This is a genomic window from Armatimonadota bacterium, assembly GCA_023511795.1.
GTDB lineage: Bacteria > Armatimonadota > UBA5829 > DTJY01 > DTJY01 > JAIMAU01.
This window is the reverse complement of sequence record JAIMAU010000020.1, coordinates 1-18,494: the sequence shown is the minus strand read 5'-3', so window position 1 is coordinate 18,494 and position 18,494 is coordinate 1. Positions and strand designations below refer to the sequence as shown.

Annotated in this window: 11 protein-coding genes; all 11 read right to left on the bottom strand. The window is 42.4% G+C overall.

The annotated features are described in order from the left end of the window. Nucleotide 1 precedes the first annotated feature (1 nt). Entirely contained in the window at nucleotides 2-793 is a 792-nt protein-coding gene (locus K6T99_11625) for a glycosyltransferase family 2 protein (protein ID MCL6520468.1), read from the bottom strand. Between the two features lie 13 nt (nucleotides 794-806). Further along, nucleotides 807-2,456 carry a glycosyltransferase family 39 protein gene (locus K6T99_11620; protein MCL6520467.1) on the bottom strand — a complete coding sequence of 550 codons (1,650 nt, stop codon included), beginning with the start codon at nucleotides 2,454-2,456 and terminating at the stop codon, nucleotides 807-809. A gap of 13 nt (nucleotides 2,457-2,469) precedes the next feature. Beyond that, nucleotides 2,470-4,047: a DUF2142 domain-containing protein gene (locus K6T99_11615; GenBank protein MCL6520466.1), complete on the bottom strand. Its 1,578-nt coding sequence runs from the start codon at nucleotides 4,045-4,047 to the stop codon at nucleotides 2,470-2,472. A gap of 122 nt (nucleotides 4,048-4,169) precedes the next feature. After that, nucleotides 4,170-6,122 carry a tetratricopeptide repeat protein gene (locus K6T99_11610; GenBank protein MCL6520465.1) on the bottom strand — a complete coding sequence of 651 codons (1,953 nt, stop codon included), beginning with the start codon at nucleotides 6,120-6,122 and terminating at the stop codon, nucleotides 4,170-4,172. 7 nt (nucleotides 6,123-6,129) lie between these two features. Next, nucleotides 6,130-7,788 carry a glycosyltransferase family 39 protein gene (locus K6T99_11605; GenBank protein ID MCL6520464.1) on the bottom strand — a complete coding sequence of 553 codons (1,659 nt, stop codon included), beginning with the start codon at nucleotides 7,786-7,788 and terminating at the stop codon, nucleotides 6,130-6,132. A gap of 207 nt (nucleotides 7,789-7,995) precedes the next feature. Beyond that, nucleotides 7,996-9,540, bottom strand: a complete 1,545-nt coding sequence (locus K6T99_11600; GenBank protein ID MCL6520463.1) for a glycosyltransferase family 39 protein — start codon at nucleotides 9,538-9,540, stop codon at nucleotides 7,996-7,998. Nucleotides 9,541-9,558: 18 nt separating this feature from the next. Next, on the bottom strand, nucleotides 9,559-11,634 hold the full coding sequence (locus K6T99_11595; GenBank protein ID MCL6520462.1) for a tetratricopeptide repeat protein: 2,076 nt from the start codon (nucleotides 11,632-11,634) through the stop codon (nucleotides 9,559-9,561). Nucleotides 11,635-11,661: 27 nt separating this feature from the next. Further along, nucleotides 11,662-12,777, bottom strand: a complete 1,116-nt coding sequence (locus K6T99_11590; protein ID MCL6520461.1) for a M24 family metallopeptidase — start codon at nucleotides 12,775-12,777, stop codon at nucleotides 11,662-11,664. 41 nt (nucleotides 12,778-12,818) lie between these two features. Beyond that, nucleotides 12,819-16,001 (bottom strand): FtsW/RodA/SpoVE family cell cycle protein, encoded by a 3,183-nt coding sequence (locus K6T99_11585; GenBank protein MCL6520460.1) that lies wholly within the window; start codon nucleotides 15,999-16,001, stop codon nucleotides 12,819-12,821. 143 nt (nucleotides 16,002-16,144) lie between these two features. Continuing rightward, a complete protein-coding gene (locus K6T99_11580) occupies nucleotides 16,145-17,794 on the bottom strand; it encodes a tetratricopeptide repeat protein (protein MCL6520459.1) in 1,650 nt (549 codons plus the stop codon). A gap of 194 nt (nucleotides 17,795-17,988) precedes the next feature. After that, nucleotides 17,989-18,494: hypothetical protein (locus K6T99_11575; protein MCL6520458.1), on the bottom strand; the 506-nt coding region annotated here is incomplete at its 5' end.

Sequence of the window (18,494 nt, the reverse complement as noted above, 5' to 3'; positions counted from 1 at the left end):
ATCATAACCGCTTCTTTGTTTTACCTACCAAAGGCTTTATTTGTTTTTTACTGGGAAATATGGCGGTATTTATTAGCCTCCATTTTGCCAAGCGGTATATTAAACCAGTTGCAAGACAACCAAAGCCATACTTAATGCTTCTCTTAAGATTTATTGAGGATGCCTCGGGAAAGTACTTTGTTGGGCAGCTTACCTCTCCAATCTCATATCCGAACCATAAGATTTGTGCGAGCATTTGGTTGTCGAAAACAAAGTCGTCAGAGTTGGCGTCAAGCGGTAATTTTTCGAGTATTTCTCTTGTAAAGCATCTGTATCCAGTATGGTACTCCGAAAGCTTTGCACTCAAAAGGATATTTTCAATAAAAGTAAGGACCCTGTTTGAGAAATACTTCCAAATGGGCATTCCGCCTTTCAACGCATGGCCACCCAAAATCCTCGAACCTATTACGCAAGGATATAGATTATTTGCTACCATTGAAACCATTGCTGGGAGCAATAGTGGAGTGTATTGATAGTCGGGATGTACCATTACAACAATGTCGGCACCTTCATTAAGAGCAAGGCGGTAGCAAGTTTTTTGGTTTCCACCATAGCCTTTATTTACCTCATGTTTATAAACTTTGACATTTTTCAGGGTTTTTGCAATTTCAAATGTTTCATCGCGGCTTGCGTCATCAACGACGATAACAAGGTCAACCATTCCTTGGGCCATCACTTCGTCATATGTTTTCTTTAGCGTCTTTGCAGCATTATACGCTGGCATTACAACTACTACTTTCTTTCCTGCAAACATATTTCTTCCCTTATTATTTACTTAGGGTAGGCTTTCTCTTAAAAACGTAAATTACTGCAGGCACATTTGGCTTATGCTTTGCTGCTTCTTCACCCCACGAATATCTAGTATAGTCCATAGCAATTATCTCTATATTGCCAACTAAATCATAATACTTTCTGGCATACCTGCTTGACCAGTCGAATACTTTCATTACCGAATTCTCCAAAGGCAACCATGAGGTTGACACGCTTACGCAGACGAGAATTTTAGGTTTCGCAGCCTCGATTTCTCGGATCATTTCCATCTGCATTTGCAAAGCATATGGATGAATTTCCATCAACGGATACATGTAAATGTATCCAGTTGCAGACCGACGTTTCGAATAGAAATATATCTGTGGCTCGGAACCCAATACAGCTATAGTATCATTAGGTGACGTGTGCTTTCTAATATATTCAGCAATTTTCAAAGATTCAGGAAATGGATTCCCACCATAAATTTCACGGCTTACCATGTTAGGGCTAAGCGAAAATAAAACTTCCCGCTGAGTAAAAAACGAGTGACCTACTGCGGCAATAATGATTATCAAGGGCATTGCAGCAAGCTTAGTCCCAGCCGTTATTTTGTTGAGATAACTAAAGGCGGCACTGACTAGCATCGCATTAGCCGGGAGAGTCATAATGAAGTAATGATCGCGAAAATAGAGTCCTGGGCAGATGGCAAGGAACGAGAATATCCATAAGCCTATGATAAAAAGGGCTTTGGGTCTCATTTCCTTGTTCGCTAAAATGATTATAAACCCCAATGCTGCAAGCAGCCAAAGTAACGGAGATGCAAGAAATATTTTAATGGCTCTCTCGCTAAAAAGCTCCCAACCCAAAGCAGGGGACACTTGGCTAGCGTATTGTCTAATATATGTGAAAGTCCAGAACCAAAATTTATTGAACACGCCTGCTTCAATAAGGATTAGACAAGTTATACCGAGTGGAATGACCAATCCCAATGCGAAGAGGGAAGTTCCTGCCACACATTGCTTGAGTGTGAAAATATTGTTTTTTCTTTGCACAAGCACCAAGTAAAGCAAGGCGAATGCGCCAAATAAAAATCCATGTTGCTTCATTAAGATTGCAATCCCAAAACAAAAGCCGCTCAAAAAAAGAAGCAGAATCCTTTTCGATTCAAACACCTTCATGAGAAGAAGATATCCACAGAGTGCAAACAAAACGACGAAATGAGTGGCATGGGCAAACATTCCAAGCACGGGCTGGCCGAGGGAAAATATTGCATAAGTTGTTGCTCCTACTACACTGCTTGTTGGACTGAAAAATCGCTTTCCTATAAGAAAAATAAGGACAATTGTAATGATATTTACAATAAGGAGCCCGAGGTGAATGGAAACAATTGTTTGTCCAAACAATGCCATTATTAGCGCATATACAGCGTATATTCCAGGAAATTTCATATTGTATACATGCAGGTACGGAGGTATGCCTTTTAAAATAAGCTGGCCTGCATAGGCATATTCGCCCTCATCGCGCTCGAGCGGAACTGGAAGCAGACGTATGCGTATTAGTGCTATTGCGAAGATTGCGATTGCCAGCAGTATCCAGGCTTGCCGTTGGATTTGTGGACCTTTAAGTTTTTCCTTATGTTCTCTTTTGTGATAATTCCGCTTTGTCATTTTGCTTGATTTGCTAAATCATATGAAACCAGTTGTATAAACTGCCGAATACTGGGATAGAAATTGCTATTTCGGATCCAAGCATCAGTCCTAATATTATACATAAAGCCAACCAGCGAGAGCTTCTTAGTCCTGTTTTCCACAGAATAAATTCAATAGCTCTAAGATAGAGCGCTATAAATGGCACCATGATTCCAATTATCAACCTGCCAGATGTAAGATATGGATGTTGACTCGAGGGATACCAACACCTTCCGAAGTCATATACCAACGAGATTACTGCCAGTCCTAATACGGAAAGGCCAATCACGCCAAACGCAAAAATGTCTGCTATCCAACCAGTATCTCGATTTTGCCGCTTGTATAGAATCAAATTCACGGCCGCCGCAAATAGAAAAATTGTGGTGGATATCCAATAAAAGGAGTCAACCCATGGCACTGCGACTGTAGACTTGTGCCACACGAGTTCGCCTCTCCAAAAAGTTTTCATTAGGTCGCTCCAGAAAGTAATCAATCCTTCAGGCGTGAAGATTGGATGGTGCCATATTTGAGCAAAAGGCTTTGCTGTCCACCCAAGTATATTTATCTTTCCGGACATGCCGGTGATGTCGCCTAATACAAGTAGGTTTCTAGTTAGAAAGAGAGCAGTTGGTGTTATGGCTGAAAAAATCATCAATATAATCTTTGGCAATTCACGTCCAATTTTTCCAACCGCTGAAAGTTCAACGATTCTTAAAGCAGCTACAGCCATTAAAGCTGCAAATATCGCGGCATTTGTGAACTTAACCATAAAGGTTACTGCTACCAGGATGCCGGTAAAAACATAAAACGCATAGCTCTTTGAACGTGAAAGGTATATTTCTAACAAACAAAGAAAAGCAGCTGTAAAGAACAGTGGACTAACCGCATCGTTGTTTATTGAAAAGAAGACATCTTGGGGGAAGAACGCTATCATTGCTGGTACTCCTATGCGCATGAACAGCCGGTCGGGGTAAGGGATTCTAATGAATCGGTGAGAAAGCAAAATTAGTGGAATAAAAAGTACAGCATTCAGAAACCTCGTCCAGTATAGAAGCATGCCATCGCGTAAGTTCAATAACTCACCTAGTCTATACCATAAACCTGCGATAATATAGAAAACAGGCGGCTGGGTGGATTCGTAGTTTGTTTTATTCATTAGGTTTATCGTTGCTAGTTTCAGTGCAGGTGCTAGTTCGCTTGGAGGTAAGTTCCACATTGGCTTCGGAAATTTCGCATTGGGGAAGCTAAGTGGATTGCATAAGTATTCGGGCGAGGAAAAAAGGACGATTAGCTCGCTTGCGCCGGCACTAAATTTCTCTAGTGCGCTTGGAATTTGGCCCTTAGAATATTTATAAACTAAGTCGTAGTGAGCCTGTTCGTCCACATTGTTAAAGAATGGAAACGCTGCACTGAAAATGAAAATGCGCAGAGCAGCAACAATACACAATATCACGACGATTGTGAATTCATTTTTCGCCGTAAAAGAGTCCCACAAAGGGATTCTTTTTAATTCCCTTGTTTCGGCGCGTCTCAGACGAGAACGCCGCTTGGTACTTGCGAGTTTGGGCATAAGTAGAAACCGCTGAGCACTGTACGGCTGTTCGAGATATGGGGAAACGACAGGTATAATTTAATTTATTATGGTGGTTAAGTCAAGGCACCCGAGGGCTTTTTATTAGGGCCCAACGTAAATCATTTTGGAGGCTTAGGCATTTTTTTTGTAAGAGCTTGAATCAAACCAGGATGCGGCGTTCCACCGTATTTGCGGTATAATTGCACTTCCCTCCATGCGTCCGCGTACTTTCCGGTTAGATAATACGCAACAGCCAGATTTTTATGTGCCTCTGCATTTTCAGGTTTAAGCCGCAGTGCTTCTTTGAATTGCTCTATTGCCTCCAAAACCTTTCCTTGTCCTGCAAGTATTACACCGTAATTGTTGTGGCCTTCCGAACTTTCTGGGCTAATGTTTCGTGCTTTGTTCATTTCATCGGCAGCTTCTCTAAATTTTCCTAGTCTTGCCAATGCCATCCCAAGGTTTAGGTGTGCTTTGTCGTAGTCTGGTCTAATCTGCAGAGCTATTTTGTATTCTTTAATTGCCTCGTCCAGCATGCCTTTTTCGGCAAGAGCTACCCCAAGATTATTGTGAATGCCTGCATCATTGGGTTTTAGCTTCAAAGCCTTTCTGTACTCTAGAATTGCTTTGTCCACTTTGCCTGTTCGGAAGTAAATATTAGCGAGATTATTGTGGGCTTGGGGGTGATTTGGTTTGAGTCGTAAAGCGACTTCGTAGTGAGCTGCAGCTTCCTCTAACTTGTTTGCTTTTTCCAAAGCTACCCCAAGATTGTTGTGTGCAATATAATTGTTTGGGTTCGACCTAAGTGCATTCTCAAACAAGGTTATGCTATTCTTCCAAACACTCGTCCGATACCAGGCCGAGATCGTAAGGCTTATTATAATAAGCAGTGCAGCAAATGGCAGAATGAAAGATTTAGGAACGAAAGCTTCTTTTTTCCTTTTCCCCTTTTCTACCCCAATCCGTGAATTTCCTAGCAGTTTCGGTACTCCCCAAGCAATTATGATAAAGATGCCTATAAGTGGCATATAAGTATATCTATCTGCCATTGCTTGTGCCCCAACTTGAATTAAGCCGATTACGGGTATTAATGTTCCAAAATACCACAGCCATCCTACTAGGATATACGGATGGGTGAAAGCATTTCGCAATGCAAGAACAAATATGCAAACAAGGACAACCCCGGCTCCTAATACCTGCCATGTTGGAAGAGACGTTGAAGGATGCATGTAAAAAACAGAAAGGTTAACTGGCCAGAGCATCTTCAGAATATAAGAGACAAATGCTACAACAGCGTTTGTCGCGCGGATACCAAATGGAAACCTTTCGAACGGCGCAACCGCCTCACCCTGTGCAATATATGTCATTGTGCAAGATGCTCCTGCTAAGACCAATAGGGGAATCTTTTCTATTACTAACTTTCCAATACTGTGCTTTTCTATAGAGCCGGCAAGTTGCTCATGAGCAAAAGTTGTTCGGCCTAGTGGCCAGTAGTCCAACAGGAGAAGTACAAATGGAAGAGTTACTAGCATTGGCTTTGACATTAAGCCGAGGGCGTAGATTAAAACCACAGGAACGTAAGTGGTTGCCCTTGGATATTTGGTGTATCGTAGGTGTGCAAAAAGTGTTAGTATCCAGAAGAAAGAGCTTAAAACATCTTTTCTTTCAGCTACCCAGGCAACTGACTCTACATGGAGAGGGTGTATTGCGAACATGGCTGCAACGAATGCACTTCGCCATCTCGAATGGGTCATCATTTCTAGCACTACGAATAGGAGCGCAACATTCAACACGTGGATTAAAAGGTTAGTTGCATGATGCCCGGCGGGTTTGAGCTTGTATAACTGCACGTCAAGTAGGTGTGATATCCACGTTAGGGGATGCCAATTGTTTGCATATGTAGTTGTAAAAGCCCATTTGATTGATTCTAAAGTTAGCCCATTCCGAACATGATGGTTGGCAGTAATATACACATCATCATCGTAGTTGAGAAACTCATGACTACTAACTTGGAGAAAAACGACAAGGGTTATAGTAATGAGGAATAAAATTACTAAATAGCGATTTTGCATCTTTAAACTACTGTCTTCGCATGAAAACAAGAATCCTGTTTTCCGCCTTCGGTTTATAAGCGTTCAGTTCTTCTCCCCAGCGGTATTCGGTTCGTTCTAGGCTAAGTATCTCCACACTTCCCACTAATTGGTAATTATCCGTCGAGTATTGGTTAAACCAGTCAAACAATAAGGTTGGTGACTCACGCCTGCGCATCCATGAGGTTGGGATGCAAACTGCAATTAGAAATTTAGGTCTTGATGCCATTGTTTCCTTGATCATTTCGCGTTGCATCTTTTCGGCTAAAGGACTAGACTCCATAAGAGGATACATGTAGATGTATCCTGTGGCTGACATCCGACGCGAATAAAAGTAGATTTCAGGTTCGGAACCTAGGACGACAATTCGGTCATCCTTGGTGCTGTTTTCCCTAATATATTTTCCAACCTCCAGAGCCTCAGGGAAACAGGCGGCGCCATAGGATAATCTGCATACCTCACAGGGCGTGGCTTTGAATAGAAATGTTTTCTGCTGGAATATAGAATAACCTAAAATCAAAAGAAATGCCAACACAGCTGCTTTACGATATATAGGAGCGTGTATTCTTTCTGCAATATTATATATGGTACTGACAGCGATGCCGTTGAGAATAGCTAGTACTGGCAGCACCACGATAAAATAATGACTACGAAAATAAAAACCAGGACAAATAGCAAAAAATGAGAAAAGCAGTAGCCCTCCAACAAAAGGCGCACGCTTTCGCCATTCTCGATCTGCAAAAAGACAAATCAAGCCCAACCCTGCCAAAATCCAAAGCGCGGGTGCTGACTGCACAACGTAACCGATGCCACTCCTAAATAGTTTACAGCCAGTGGAAAAAGATGTTTCTGTGACATATTGAAGAGCGTATGTCCAAGTCCAAAACCAGAACTTTTGGAGTGCTCCTGTCAATAACAAAATTAGGCATGTAAGAACAAGTGGGACAGCGGCGCCGAGGAGAAATATCGCCGCGTCAACCAATTTTTGATTTAAGAAACCAATTTTCTCTTGCCGTAAAGAGAAGTGAGCGTTGTAAATGAGAATATAGGAAGCACCAAAGATTACAAAGAATATGCCATGTTGCTTCATTAAAAATGCAAGCCCAAGGCATAAACCACTCCAAAACAACATTGAGCGACTTCTCAGTTCTTTGGCTTTTAACAGAAGTAGCAGTCCGCCAATTGCTGGTAATGTTACGAAGTGGGTGGCGTGCGCAAAAACGCCCAGAACAGATGCGCCAAGAGAAAGGATGCCAAAACTCGCAGATGCTACCAAGCCTGTTAAGGTGTCGAACAGTTTTCGTGCCAATAAGAATACCAGGATTATAGTGGTAGCATTTACGAAAAGCAAACCGAGGTGGATACCAGTTGGATTTTGACCAAAAAGTGCCATGGCGATGGCATAAACAGCATAGGTGCCTGGAAGCTTCATATTATAAACACGCACATATGGGGGGATTCCCTGCAGGATTAGCTGGCCCGCGTAGGCGTATTCGCCCTCATCGCGTTCGAGCGGCGTTGGGAGTAGCCTAATTCGTATTGTCGCACAAAAAAGCACCACAATGAAAACGAGCAACCATGCCCATTGCATTTTGCTCTTATTAGGTGCATTATGACACTTTGTTGCGCGTTTCCCGCGCTTCGCCACCAAAACCACCAGCTTCCGGGGGGAGAAACTAAGTGGAATAGCTTTACTGCTTATTGAAGGCAAAAGCGAATTTTCAGCTACTAGATTACTCTTTTATAGAAAATATGTCAATTAGCAAACTGTACTTTATTTGGGTAATTGCTAGAACTCTAGCTTTTTGAGGATAGGATTTTTGGCAAGAGTAGCTCACGTTTCAGGACTTGCATCTCAGTGCAAGTGAAACATATTATATGCGCTCCCGAATACCGGGATAGAAAGCGCTATCTCTGAAGCTAACATAAGCGCGATTATTACTCCTAGCGCGGCCCATCTAATGTATGATTTCAATCGGGACGTTAAGATTTTAAAACCTTGAAGATATAAAATGAGAAACGGCACGAGTGCGTCTGATATTAGCCTACCAGAAGTAAAATATGGATGTTCTTGGGAAGGATACCAGCAATTGCCGTAATCGTAAGAAATAGAAATTCCAGCCATAAACAAAATTGATGCTCCAAAAACTATGAAGTTTGCTATGTCAATGATTTTTGATTTTGTTTGCAGTCGCATTAGAAGTAAGCTATATATAAAAGCGATCAGGAAAACCGATGACGAGATCCAATAAAATCCATCAGCAAAATCCCACGAAAGCCTTTCGCCATGCCAGGTAATTTCTCCCCGCCAGAAGGTTTTCATTAATTCGCTCCAAAACGTAAGCGCTCCAGCAGGGGTAAATATCGGATGGTCCCATATTGTTGTAAATGGCTTAGCAGTCCAAGTTAGCATATTAATTTTTGCTGTTGAGCCCGTTATATCTCCCAATACAAAGTAATTTCTTAGTAGCCATAACCCAGCAGGCGCTAATGCACTTAAAGCCAATATGGCAAGTGCCGGCATACCGTCGGAAAATCTTCTTTCATTTTTGAGTCTAATGGCTTTAAGAATTACCACGAAGCCTAGCATTATGAAAATTACGAAAGCTGTGATCTTTACTAGGAATGCAGTGGCGATAAGAAGACCAGTTAGCAAATAGAAGGCAAGGCCATTTGATTCGCTTATAAGGCAGTCGAATAAACATAGAAGAGCTGCGGTAAACACAAGAGGCGTTAAAACATCGTTATTTATGGAAAAAAACACGTCTTGTGGAAAAAAAGCCAATACCAAAGGCAAGCTTAGTCTTAAGAAGGCGTCTTCGTAGTAATACTTTCTTGCAAACATATAGGATAGCCAGATGAGCATGGAATAGATTATAATGTTTAAAAACCTTACCCAGTAGAGTATGAATCCGTTTCCTATTTGCAATACCTGGCCAAGTTTGTACCATAATGCCGCAACATAGTAATACACAGGCGGTTGTGTAGATTCATGATTTAGATCGTCTTTAACCTTTTCAAGCCTTTTCTCTAAAACAAATTCTTGTGCTTTAGGAGGCAGTTTCCATATAGGAGGAGGGATTTCCCCAGTCGGGAAATCTGACGGATTGTATAGATATTCTAGCGACCCGTATAGCAATATCATTCTGTTTGCATCATGGTCGTATTTCCCAAGGCCAGTTGGTATTTTTCCTTTTGAGTATTTGCAAATTAAGTCGAAGTGGGCATGCTCATCTACGTTGGTAAAGACTGGAAATCCTGCGGCGAACAAGAATATGCGAATTGAGGAAGCTATGCATAAGATTAATACAAAAAGCTGTTCAACACGCCATCTTTGATTCCGACCTATTTTCTGAGAAGAATGATTAAGGTTTTTTTTAGAACTTATACTAATATGCATTTTAAGATTGTTTCTCCTCTAATTTGGCGGCTTTGGCATCTTTTCGGACAAAGCCTTAATGAATCCTGGATGAGGGCAGCCACCCCATTTTATATATAGCTCTACCTCACGCCAGGCTCCAGCATAGTCTCCGAGCGTGTAAAGAATGACTGCCATATTGTTATGAGGCTTTCCGAACCCTGGTTTGGCTCTTATAGCTTGCTGATATGCTTGATATGCTTTATCGAGGTTTCCGATTGTTTGATATGTAACACCTAAATTATAATATGCGTCGGCATAGTCTGGCTTCAAGCGTACAGCCTCAGAAAAGTGGCGAATTGCTTCGTTCCATTTCTGTTGCTTCACCATCATGTTTCCCATGTTGTAATGAGCAAAAGGGTCGTTAGGGTTGATTCTAAGGGCTTTGGTATATTGCTTTAGCGCTTCTGATAAATCGCCTCTCTTTATTAAAGCTGAGACCATATTATTGCGAATTAAGGAATCATTAGGCTTAAGCCTAATGGCTTCTTTATATTCAGCAATCGCTTCATCATATCTACCTTGCTCCAATAAAACGCAAGCTAAGTTGTTATGTGAATCGGCATCGTTTGGATTGAGCAGTATAGCAGCGCGAAATTGTTCCTCTGCTTCGGAATACCTGCCGGTTTCATCTAGAGCTTTGCCCAGATTGTAGCGGGCGAAAAAATTGAATGGGTCTATTCGCACGGCTTCCTCAAAATGAGGAAGTGCCAGAGCAGGTTTGTTTTGAGCGGCAAAAGCAACTCCTAAATTATATTGTGCTACGCTATTCTCACCAGTAACGGCAATAGCACGCTTAAATATTGTTATGCTGTTCTTCCAATATCCTAATTGAAGCCATGTACATACACTAAAAGCAATAATAGAAATATATGCGATGAACTGTAGAAAAGATAAATGAAACTGATGAGGAGAATATATTCTTCTCGTTGTTACCCTGCTTATTCTATGCTCTTCGAGGCGTGCTATAAAATCCGGTATCCCCCAGGCAATTATTATGAAGATCCCTATAAGTGGAATATATGTATACCTATCAGCTATTGCCTGTGTTCCAACTTGGACAAGGCCAATTACTGGTATAAGCGTTCCAAGGTACCAAAACCATCCTACGCATATGTAGGGGTATTTCTTAAGAACAATGATTGCGAGAAACGAAGCTGTGATTAGAATCACACTAGTGCCAAGTACTTGCCATATAGGTAAGCCAGCCATTGGATGAGGGTAAAAGATAGCTAACTTAGCAGGCCACACCATCTTAAAAATATAAGCAAGGTATGAAACTATGGCGTTTTCCAGCCGAATGCTGAAAGGCAGTCGTTCAGAGGGAATCACTGCTCCACTTTTTTGCTGAACAATGTATGTAATAGCGCACGAAGTTGCTGACAGGAAGAACAGGGGCGTTTTCTCTAACAAAAGTTTTTTGACCCCGACGGGAAAAGCAACTTGTGAATGACGGTGACTAAGCGTAGTACGGCAAAGCGGCCAGTAGTCAAGTAGAAGGAGCACAAATGGGAGGGTTACGAGCATTGGCTTGGACATAAGACCAAGCGAAAACAAGATTATTACGAGAATATAAGTTTTAATTTTGGGTGATTGGACATATCTCAAATAAGCCCATATTGTGAGCATCCAGAACAAGGTGCTTAGGACATCTTTCCTCTCAGCGACCCAGGCCACCGATTCCACATGAAGCGGATGAAGCGCAAATAATGTGGCCACAAAAATACTTCGCCAAAATGAGCCAGACATACGGTTTAGGATATACAGAAGCAGAAGGGAATTCATAATGTGGAGTAGAAGACTCGTGAAGTGATGGCCGGCCGCCTTTAAACCAAAAAGTTGATAGTCAATTATATGCGAAATCCATGTAAGAGGATGCCAATTGGACGCTTGCATTGTTTTGAATGCCCATCCAATACTTTGAAACGTCAGCTCTTTGATATTAGCATTCGAATAGACATAAACACCATCGTCAAAGTTAATGAAATCATGGCTTAGCACCCGACAAAACACAAGAAATGTTGCAATTGCAAGGAGCAAGCCGGCGAGAAGGTGTATGCGCCTTTCAAACTTCATATTTGGCACCCCCTGTTCGCCAAACGGTCACATTTCCATTATATCAGGTCGCTCAATTTTTGCTCCGTTAATCTCAATTGTTTTCGTTGGCCAGTCCTTATGGGTCGAAATGATTTCGGTGTGATTTGTCAAAGCAATTATAGTGTCTTCGGATTTAGTGCCAGCGATAGAAGGGTTCCATGCAAAAGCCTGATTTGTCTCAACGATTCCAGCAACTTCTGGTCTAGCACGATAATCCCTGCCTGCATAGCCAGTTGGACCACCTTGGTGGTGGAAGTGCCACTCATTTTGAAAACCTGTGCGCTTATATGCTTCGATTGCCTTGCCGAAAATGAAATCCACCCGTGCACCAGGCCGGGTTGCGCCGATTAATTTGGCATCCACTTGCATAACTGCGTCATGCTTATGTCTGAGTTCTGGTGAGATTGAGCCAAAGTGAACTATTCGTGTCATTGAAAGGATTAGTCCCCATTTTCGGGCGCAGGTAACCAGCATTGCGTATTTTTCCAAAGTGTTTTCTGTGGGAATTGGGTGTCTATATTTACTTATTCGTTCGTCGGCTGCTATCAGAATTAGGTTTGGTATTATGCCCCTCTCCATAAGCTTGCCGCCAAGTAAGGCTGCAATCTGGTGCTCAGTCATTCCTGGTCTGACTTCAATACAAGCTTCATACATGCACTCAGCTGTATTGATACCAAGCCATCGGTACCGTTCTATCTCCTGTTCGGTTAGCGAATATCTGAGCGGCGAAATATCGCCAGCAACCAACTTTGTACCAGCAATTATAGTATCAGCACCTACAGTGCCGCTTGTAAGTTTACTAATCTCATCAGCTAGGTTGCTTTCCCACCAATTATAAGTTTTGAACTTAAACCCTTGGTCACCGACTTCCTCATCAAATATTCGAGGGTATTCAATATTATCGCAAACTATGTACTTCGAGTCCTTAGTGATTACCACAGAAGCTACTCCTATTTCTGTTGCGTTTGCCACGCGATTATCGGCACCGCAAGTGAACCAGGCGAAATTGCTTTGGGTAGTTAGCACGAGAGCATCAAGCCCTTTTAGTTCCATGAATTCCTTAACACGGCGTTCTTTTTCTGCAATCTCGCGTTTATCTGGGAACAACGATTCTTTTGTCAATTTAAAAATCCTCCTTGGTTATATTTAAATGTTTTTACTGCTTATAAAGCAGCTTTAACTATCTCCCGACATACTGGTCCAGCAGAGCGACTTCCAAATCCTCCATTTTCGATAACAACGGCAAAGGCAATTCGGGGGTCCTCTGCGGGGGCAAATCCTACAAACCACGAATGAGCAAGCCTATCACCTTGCTCGTTCTCAGCGCTTCCGGTTTTTCCAGCAACTTTAATATCTATGCCCTCGAAAAGGCCCTTAGCTGTACCACGTGTGGTAATATCGACCATCATTTTTCGGAGGCGAGCCGCTGTTTTGTAATCCAGAGGTCTTCCCATTTCAATTGGTTCAAACTGCTTAGCAATCTTGCCATCTTTGGTGCGAATTTCCCTAATAAATTGAGGCTTCATCATGATACCGTTGTTTGCAATAGTTGCAGCAACTCGTGCCATCTCAAGCGGAGTAACCAAAATCCGTCCCTGTCCATAGCCGCTATCGGCTAAATCTTCAGCGAGTAGCTTTGGCGGTGGGATATGTTCTAGCTTAAAGCCTTTTGTTGCTGTCTTATACAAAAGCTCAGGACCCAGCTCCATCGCCAAATGTGCGAAATATAGATTGCAAGATACTCTAAGGCCTTTTCCCATATCAACCAAACCATGAGGCGACATATCCTCGAGGTCGGTAATGCGTTTTCGTGCGAATGTTTTGCCTTTCCACCGCCATGTTACTCCATGTTCGCTATGATTGCAGATATACTTGAAATCAATTCCATTCTGAAGCGCAGTTGCAGTTGTAATAATTTTGAACGTTGAGCCTGGAGGATAAAGGCCATTCAGTGCTCGGTTAATGAGCACATGGTCGTTATTTAAATCAGCCATATATTTCCTCCAATTGTGATACGAAAGCTTGTTGGGGTCAAAATTTGGAATTGAAACTGCGGCAAGTACCTCACCCGTATAAACATCTAGAACAACTGCAGCACCTTTGTTTTTGACCCTTCCGGTGCGCTTGTCGACTAAAGCATTTGCGTATTTCCTGAGCGCATTCTCAACCTTTGCCTGAAGTCTGGCGTCAATTGTAAGCTTTATGTCTTTTCCTTTTAGCTTTGGACAGTGAGGCATATGGCTCAGACGATATATTGGGAGAAGGTCTGAGTAATTATCAAAGCCACGAAGGTCATTGTTTCTGCTTTTTTCTATTCCAGTTGGGCCACCATATCTGGAATCAAGATAGCCTACAAGGTGAACCATAGACCCACCATATGGGTAAAACCTTCTCCCATTGTGGGAAAACGCTACTATTTGGTTATTCCTATCGAAAATAGTTCCCCTGGGTATTCTTGCTTCTATAGCTTTTAATCGGGGATTGATGTGGGGGCGTGAAATGCCATCAGCGTCGGGTACTATCACTAATGAACCAGCTATTTGGTCTGCCTGGATGCCTTGAATCCACATCAGGCGGCATATTCCGGCTCCACCCAGTAATAAAACAACGAGGCTGGTTGCAAGGCGGTTGAGTGCTCGCCTGGTTTGTATTGGAATATTTGACGAGTAAATCGAACCGTCAGATGAAATACTCAGCAATAAGCCCAATGCAAAGAATGAGGCAATCATTGAAGACCGCCCAAAGCTGGTAAATGGTAAGGTAATTCCAGTAAGCGGAAGGATTCCAAGCACACCGAAGATTATAACAACCGTTTGGATTCCTAGAAGTGATGCTATGCTCGCCCCAAGAAACCTTTCAAAATCATTTCTAGCCCGAATTGCAATTCGAAAGCATCTTGATAGGAGTACTGAATATAAGATAAGCATTAAAATCGTGCCAAGAAGACCAATCTCCTCACCTAGCGAAGAGAAAACGAGGTCTGAGCCTGCTCTTGGTATGTAGTTCGGTTGCCCAAGTCCTAAGCCGCTTCCCCATAGTCCACCAGTTGCCAACGCCCAAAGTGATTGCGCAAGATGCATTCCGTTCGCATGCGAATTTGCCCATGGATGAAGCCACATATCAACGCGCACATCAAAAACCCCTAGCTTTAAAAAATAGGCAATGCAACCACTGAATGCAATGAGTCCAAGTCCGGCTACGATAAATAAAGAGTTTCCAGTTGCAGCGTAAAGTAGCACGACAAACATTCCAAAAAGGACAAGCATCGGGCCTAGATCCTTAACCATGATAAACGTGGCGAGGGAGAGAAAGTACATTACAGCTAGGGGACCGATATCACGGAATAAAGGAAGCTGAAATCGGCGACGTGGACCAGTGCGGTCGGAGAGGATACTCCAACGGTCAGCAAGATAACTCGCAACAAAAAAAGCTAAGGCAAGCTTAACTATCTCTACCGGCTGAATTCCCAATAAACTTAGTCGTGTTCCTCCTGGGCCTTTGCCAAACAGTGCTAGCGCTATGGTTAAGATGATGGCGAAGATTGCATATAGATAAGTATACCGCCAAAGACGCAGTGTGCTGAATTTTGCATTTATGGGTATTATTGCGAAGACAATGCCAATAAGCACACCTTGAACTTGACGGCTGAAAACGTCGGTGTCTTGAAGCGGGTGCTTAATTGAAAACAAAATTATGCATCCTAGCCCTGAAAGCACCATTACACATGGTATGAGGTAAGGGTCAGCATTTGGTGCTTTTTTTCTCAGTGTAAAATGAAATATAAAGAACCCGCTTATCATGAGAAAGGCTTTTATCCAAAATGAAATCATTACTCGCTCAGCATCTCGAACTCTCAGGATCTTTTTGTGTGAGGCCAAAGTATCACTAGAAATAAGAGGAATTTTTGACAGAAGAATGGCCGTTATGGGTTCACCTGGGGCTCTTGTTGCTATTGCTTCCAAAATTCTATAGGCGACTTCGGGGCTGATTCCTGCTTGTGCTGAAAGCTCTTCAGGACTAATAGTTGTAAGGTCAATTTTGCGACTGGCATTTAATGAAGCAATTTTCTCCGCTTCATCTTTGGTGAGCAACTTTATACGTCCAAGCGAATCAACATCTGTAAAATTCCCGTTCTTTCTGCGGTATTCGCATATAAGTTTTGCAAGCCTGCGGTCAATACCCATAATTGCCGATAACGTATTTTCATCGGCAGTGTTTATGTTTGCTTTCTCACCTTCGTAAAGTTGCGGGAGCTTTGCAGCATAGACTAGTGCAAACCCCATTAGCAATAATAGGGATGCAAATAGAATAAGAACGCCTTCAGTACTTCGCCGAGTATGTCTCATTTTTGAATCTACTCATTCGGTTGTTTAGACTTACAACAGCTGATTCTATTACATGCCTTCAAATCTTTCACTCTATATCCTGAAAAAACAATCATTACATCACTTGTTAGACTTATAAAAATATAATTGGCATTGCCGATGGATTAAGGCTCAGGCATCTTTTGGGACAGCGCTTTGAGGAATTCGGGATGAGGCTGAAATCCATATTTCATGCAAGCATGAACTTCTTTCCATGCCTCTGCATAATTTCCTTTAATAAAAAGCATTATGGCAAGATTGTTTCGGGCTTGTACCAACGTAGGGTCAAGTTTGATTGCTTGATAGTAGCTTTTGATTGCCTCATCAATTTTACCCTTGCGCTGAAGAAGGACGCCAATATTGTACCATGCATCAGGATATCCCGGTTTTATATTCAGTGCTTTTTGAAACTCTACCATAGCGGCTTCAGCGTCTCCATTATTCACAAATGCTACACCAAGGTTGTAGTGGGCAACGGCATTTTGGGGGCAAACAGCAAGTGTATGTCTAAAAAGGGAGAAGCTATCCTTCCAATAACCTACCTGAATCCATGTACATATAGCTAGGGCGAGAATAGACAAGGCTGCTGATGATTTAAGAATCGAAAATGCAATTTGTTTTCCCCCTACTCTCTTGCAAGTTTCATGAGGTTTGATTAGCGCGGGGACTCCCCAAGTAATTGCAATGAAGATTCCAATTAGAGGCACATAAGTATATCTATCTGCAATGGCTTGCATGCCGACTTGGACGAGGCCAATCACTGGCACGAGCGTGCCAAGATACCATAGCCAGCCAACCGCGAGATATCTATATTTACGCCCGAGCATTATAGCAATGAATGTAATGAGCGCCAAAAAAAATCCAGATGCTAAGACCTGCCAAGCAGGCAGATTAGAACCTGGGTGAGGATAGTATACAATGAGGTGATAAGGCCAAATCATTTTTATTAAGTAGCTTGCGTAGGCAACGACCGCATTAGCTAGCCTTACCCCTAGTGTAAATTCCTCTAGCGATTGTATTGCACCGCCTCGACCCTGGGCGGAAAGAGTAATGACGCATGATATCCCAGATAGGAAGAACAACGAGATTTTCTCAAACAGTAAGGTTCTAAAATTTCTTGAAGTTACAATTGGCATTAAGCCAGAACTCCCGATTCGCTCGAGAGGCCAATAATCTAAAATTAGAAGAACAAAGGGTAAAGTTACCAACATTGGCTTTGACATTAACCCAAAAGTAAAGATTACTACCACAAGTAAATAGGTTTTAATAGTTGGCGACTGAGCATATCGGCTATATGCATGCATTGTGAGCATCCAAAATAGGGTGCTTAGGACGTCTTTTCTCTCGGCTACCCACGCAACAGATTCGACGTGGAGCGGATGCACGCCGAATAACGCCGCCACAAACGCACTTCGCCAGACTGCTTCAGTCATTCGCCTCAGCACCGAAAATAGCAGCAGGGTGTTTGCTAGATGAATGAGCAGATTCATTAGATGGTGGCCCATTGGATTAAGACCGAAAAGTTGATAATCAAGCATGTGCGAGAGCCATGTGATTGGGTGCCAATTTGCACTATACATTGTGGTTAAAGCCCACTTCAGCCCTGCAAAGCTTAGTCCTTTTTTAACTTGTTCATTGCTAATGACATAAGTGGGGTCGTCTAACGTGATAAAATCATGCCAAAGCACTTGAAAAAAGGGCACAATTACAATAAATGCGAGGAGCATTACAGCGGCATATATCTTCTTATTGGAAGTGTTGGGCTTTCGGGTCAAGTTATCCTCCCTTATTCCTATAGGAATAACAAGAAAACCTTTTAATTAGATTTTCTTTCCAAAATAATCACATATTCCTGTGATTGTGGGGCATTTTTTCTTGCCTCATTGTCCCAATAATAATTTGTCCAGTCGGGTGACAACATATCAACTATACCTACTATTCTATAGTGCTGCCGGCAATAATCTGCGCTCTAGTTGAAAATTTTAGTTACAGAACCTCGCGAAACACCCCATGAAAGCGGATTGACGACTGAAACGATATACTTAGGTTTTGCCTTTTGGATGTTTTGCATCATTTCATTTTGCATTTTGAGGGCTTTGTCATGTTCCTCCATGAGTGGGTAGACGTAGATATAAGGAGTGGCGGACCTTCGATTTGCATAGAAAAAAATCTCTGGCTCGGACCCTAACACTGCGATCGTGTCTTGCTTTGTTGAGGACCTCTTAATATATTTTGCGATTTCTAATGCTTCTGGGAAAGGTTGGAGGCCATATACGGCGCGAGAGACTTCAATTGGTGATGCTGAAAAAAGCAATTTCCCTTGGTTGAGGATCGCCGCAATTACTGCAACTCCAAAAATGGCAGCAGGTATAATTGCAAGTGCTTTCTTTCGCTTTGCCAATATGGCTATTGCTGAAGTGTAACCAATTCCAACAAGAACTGCTGTGGCGGGGAGAAGTAAGATAAAATAGTGCC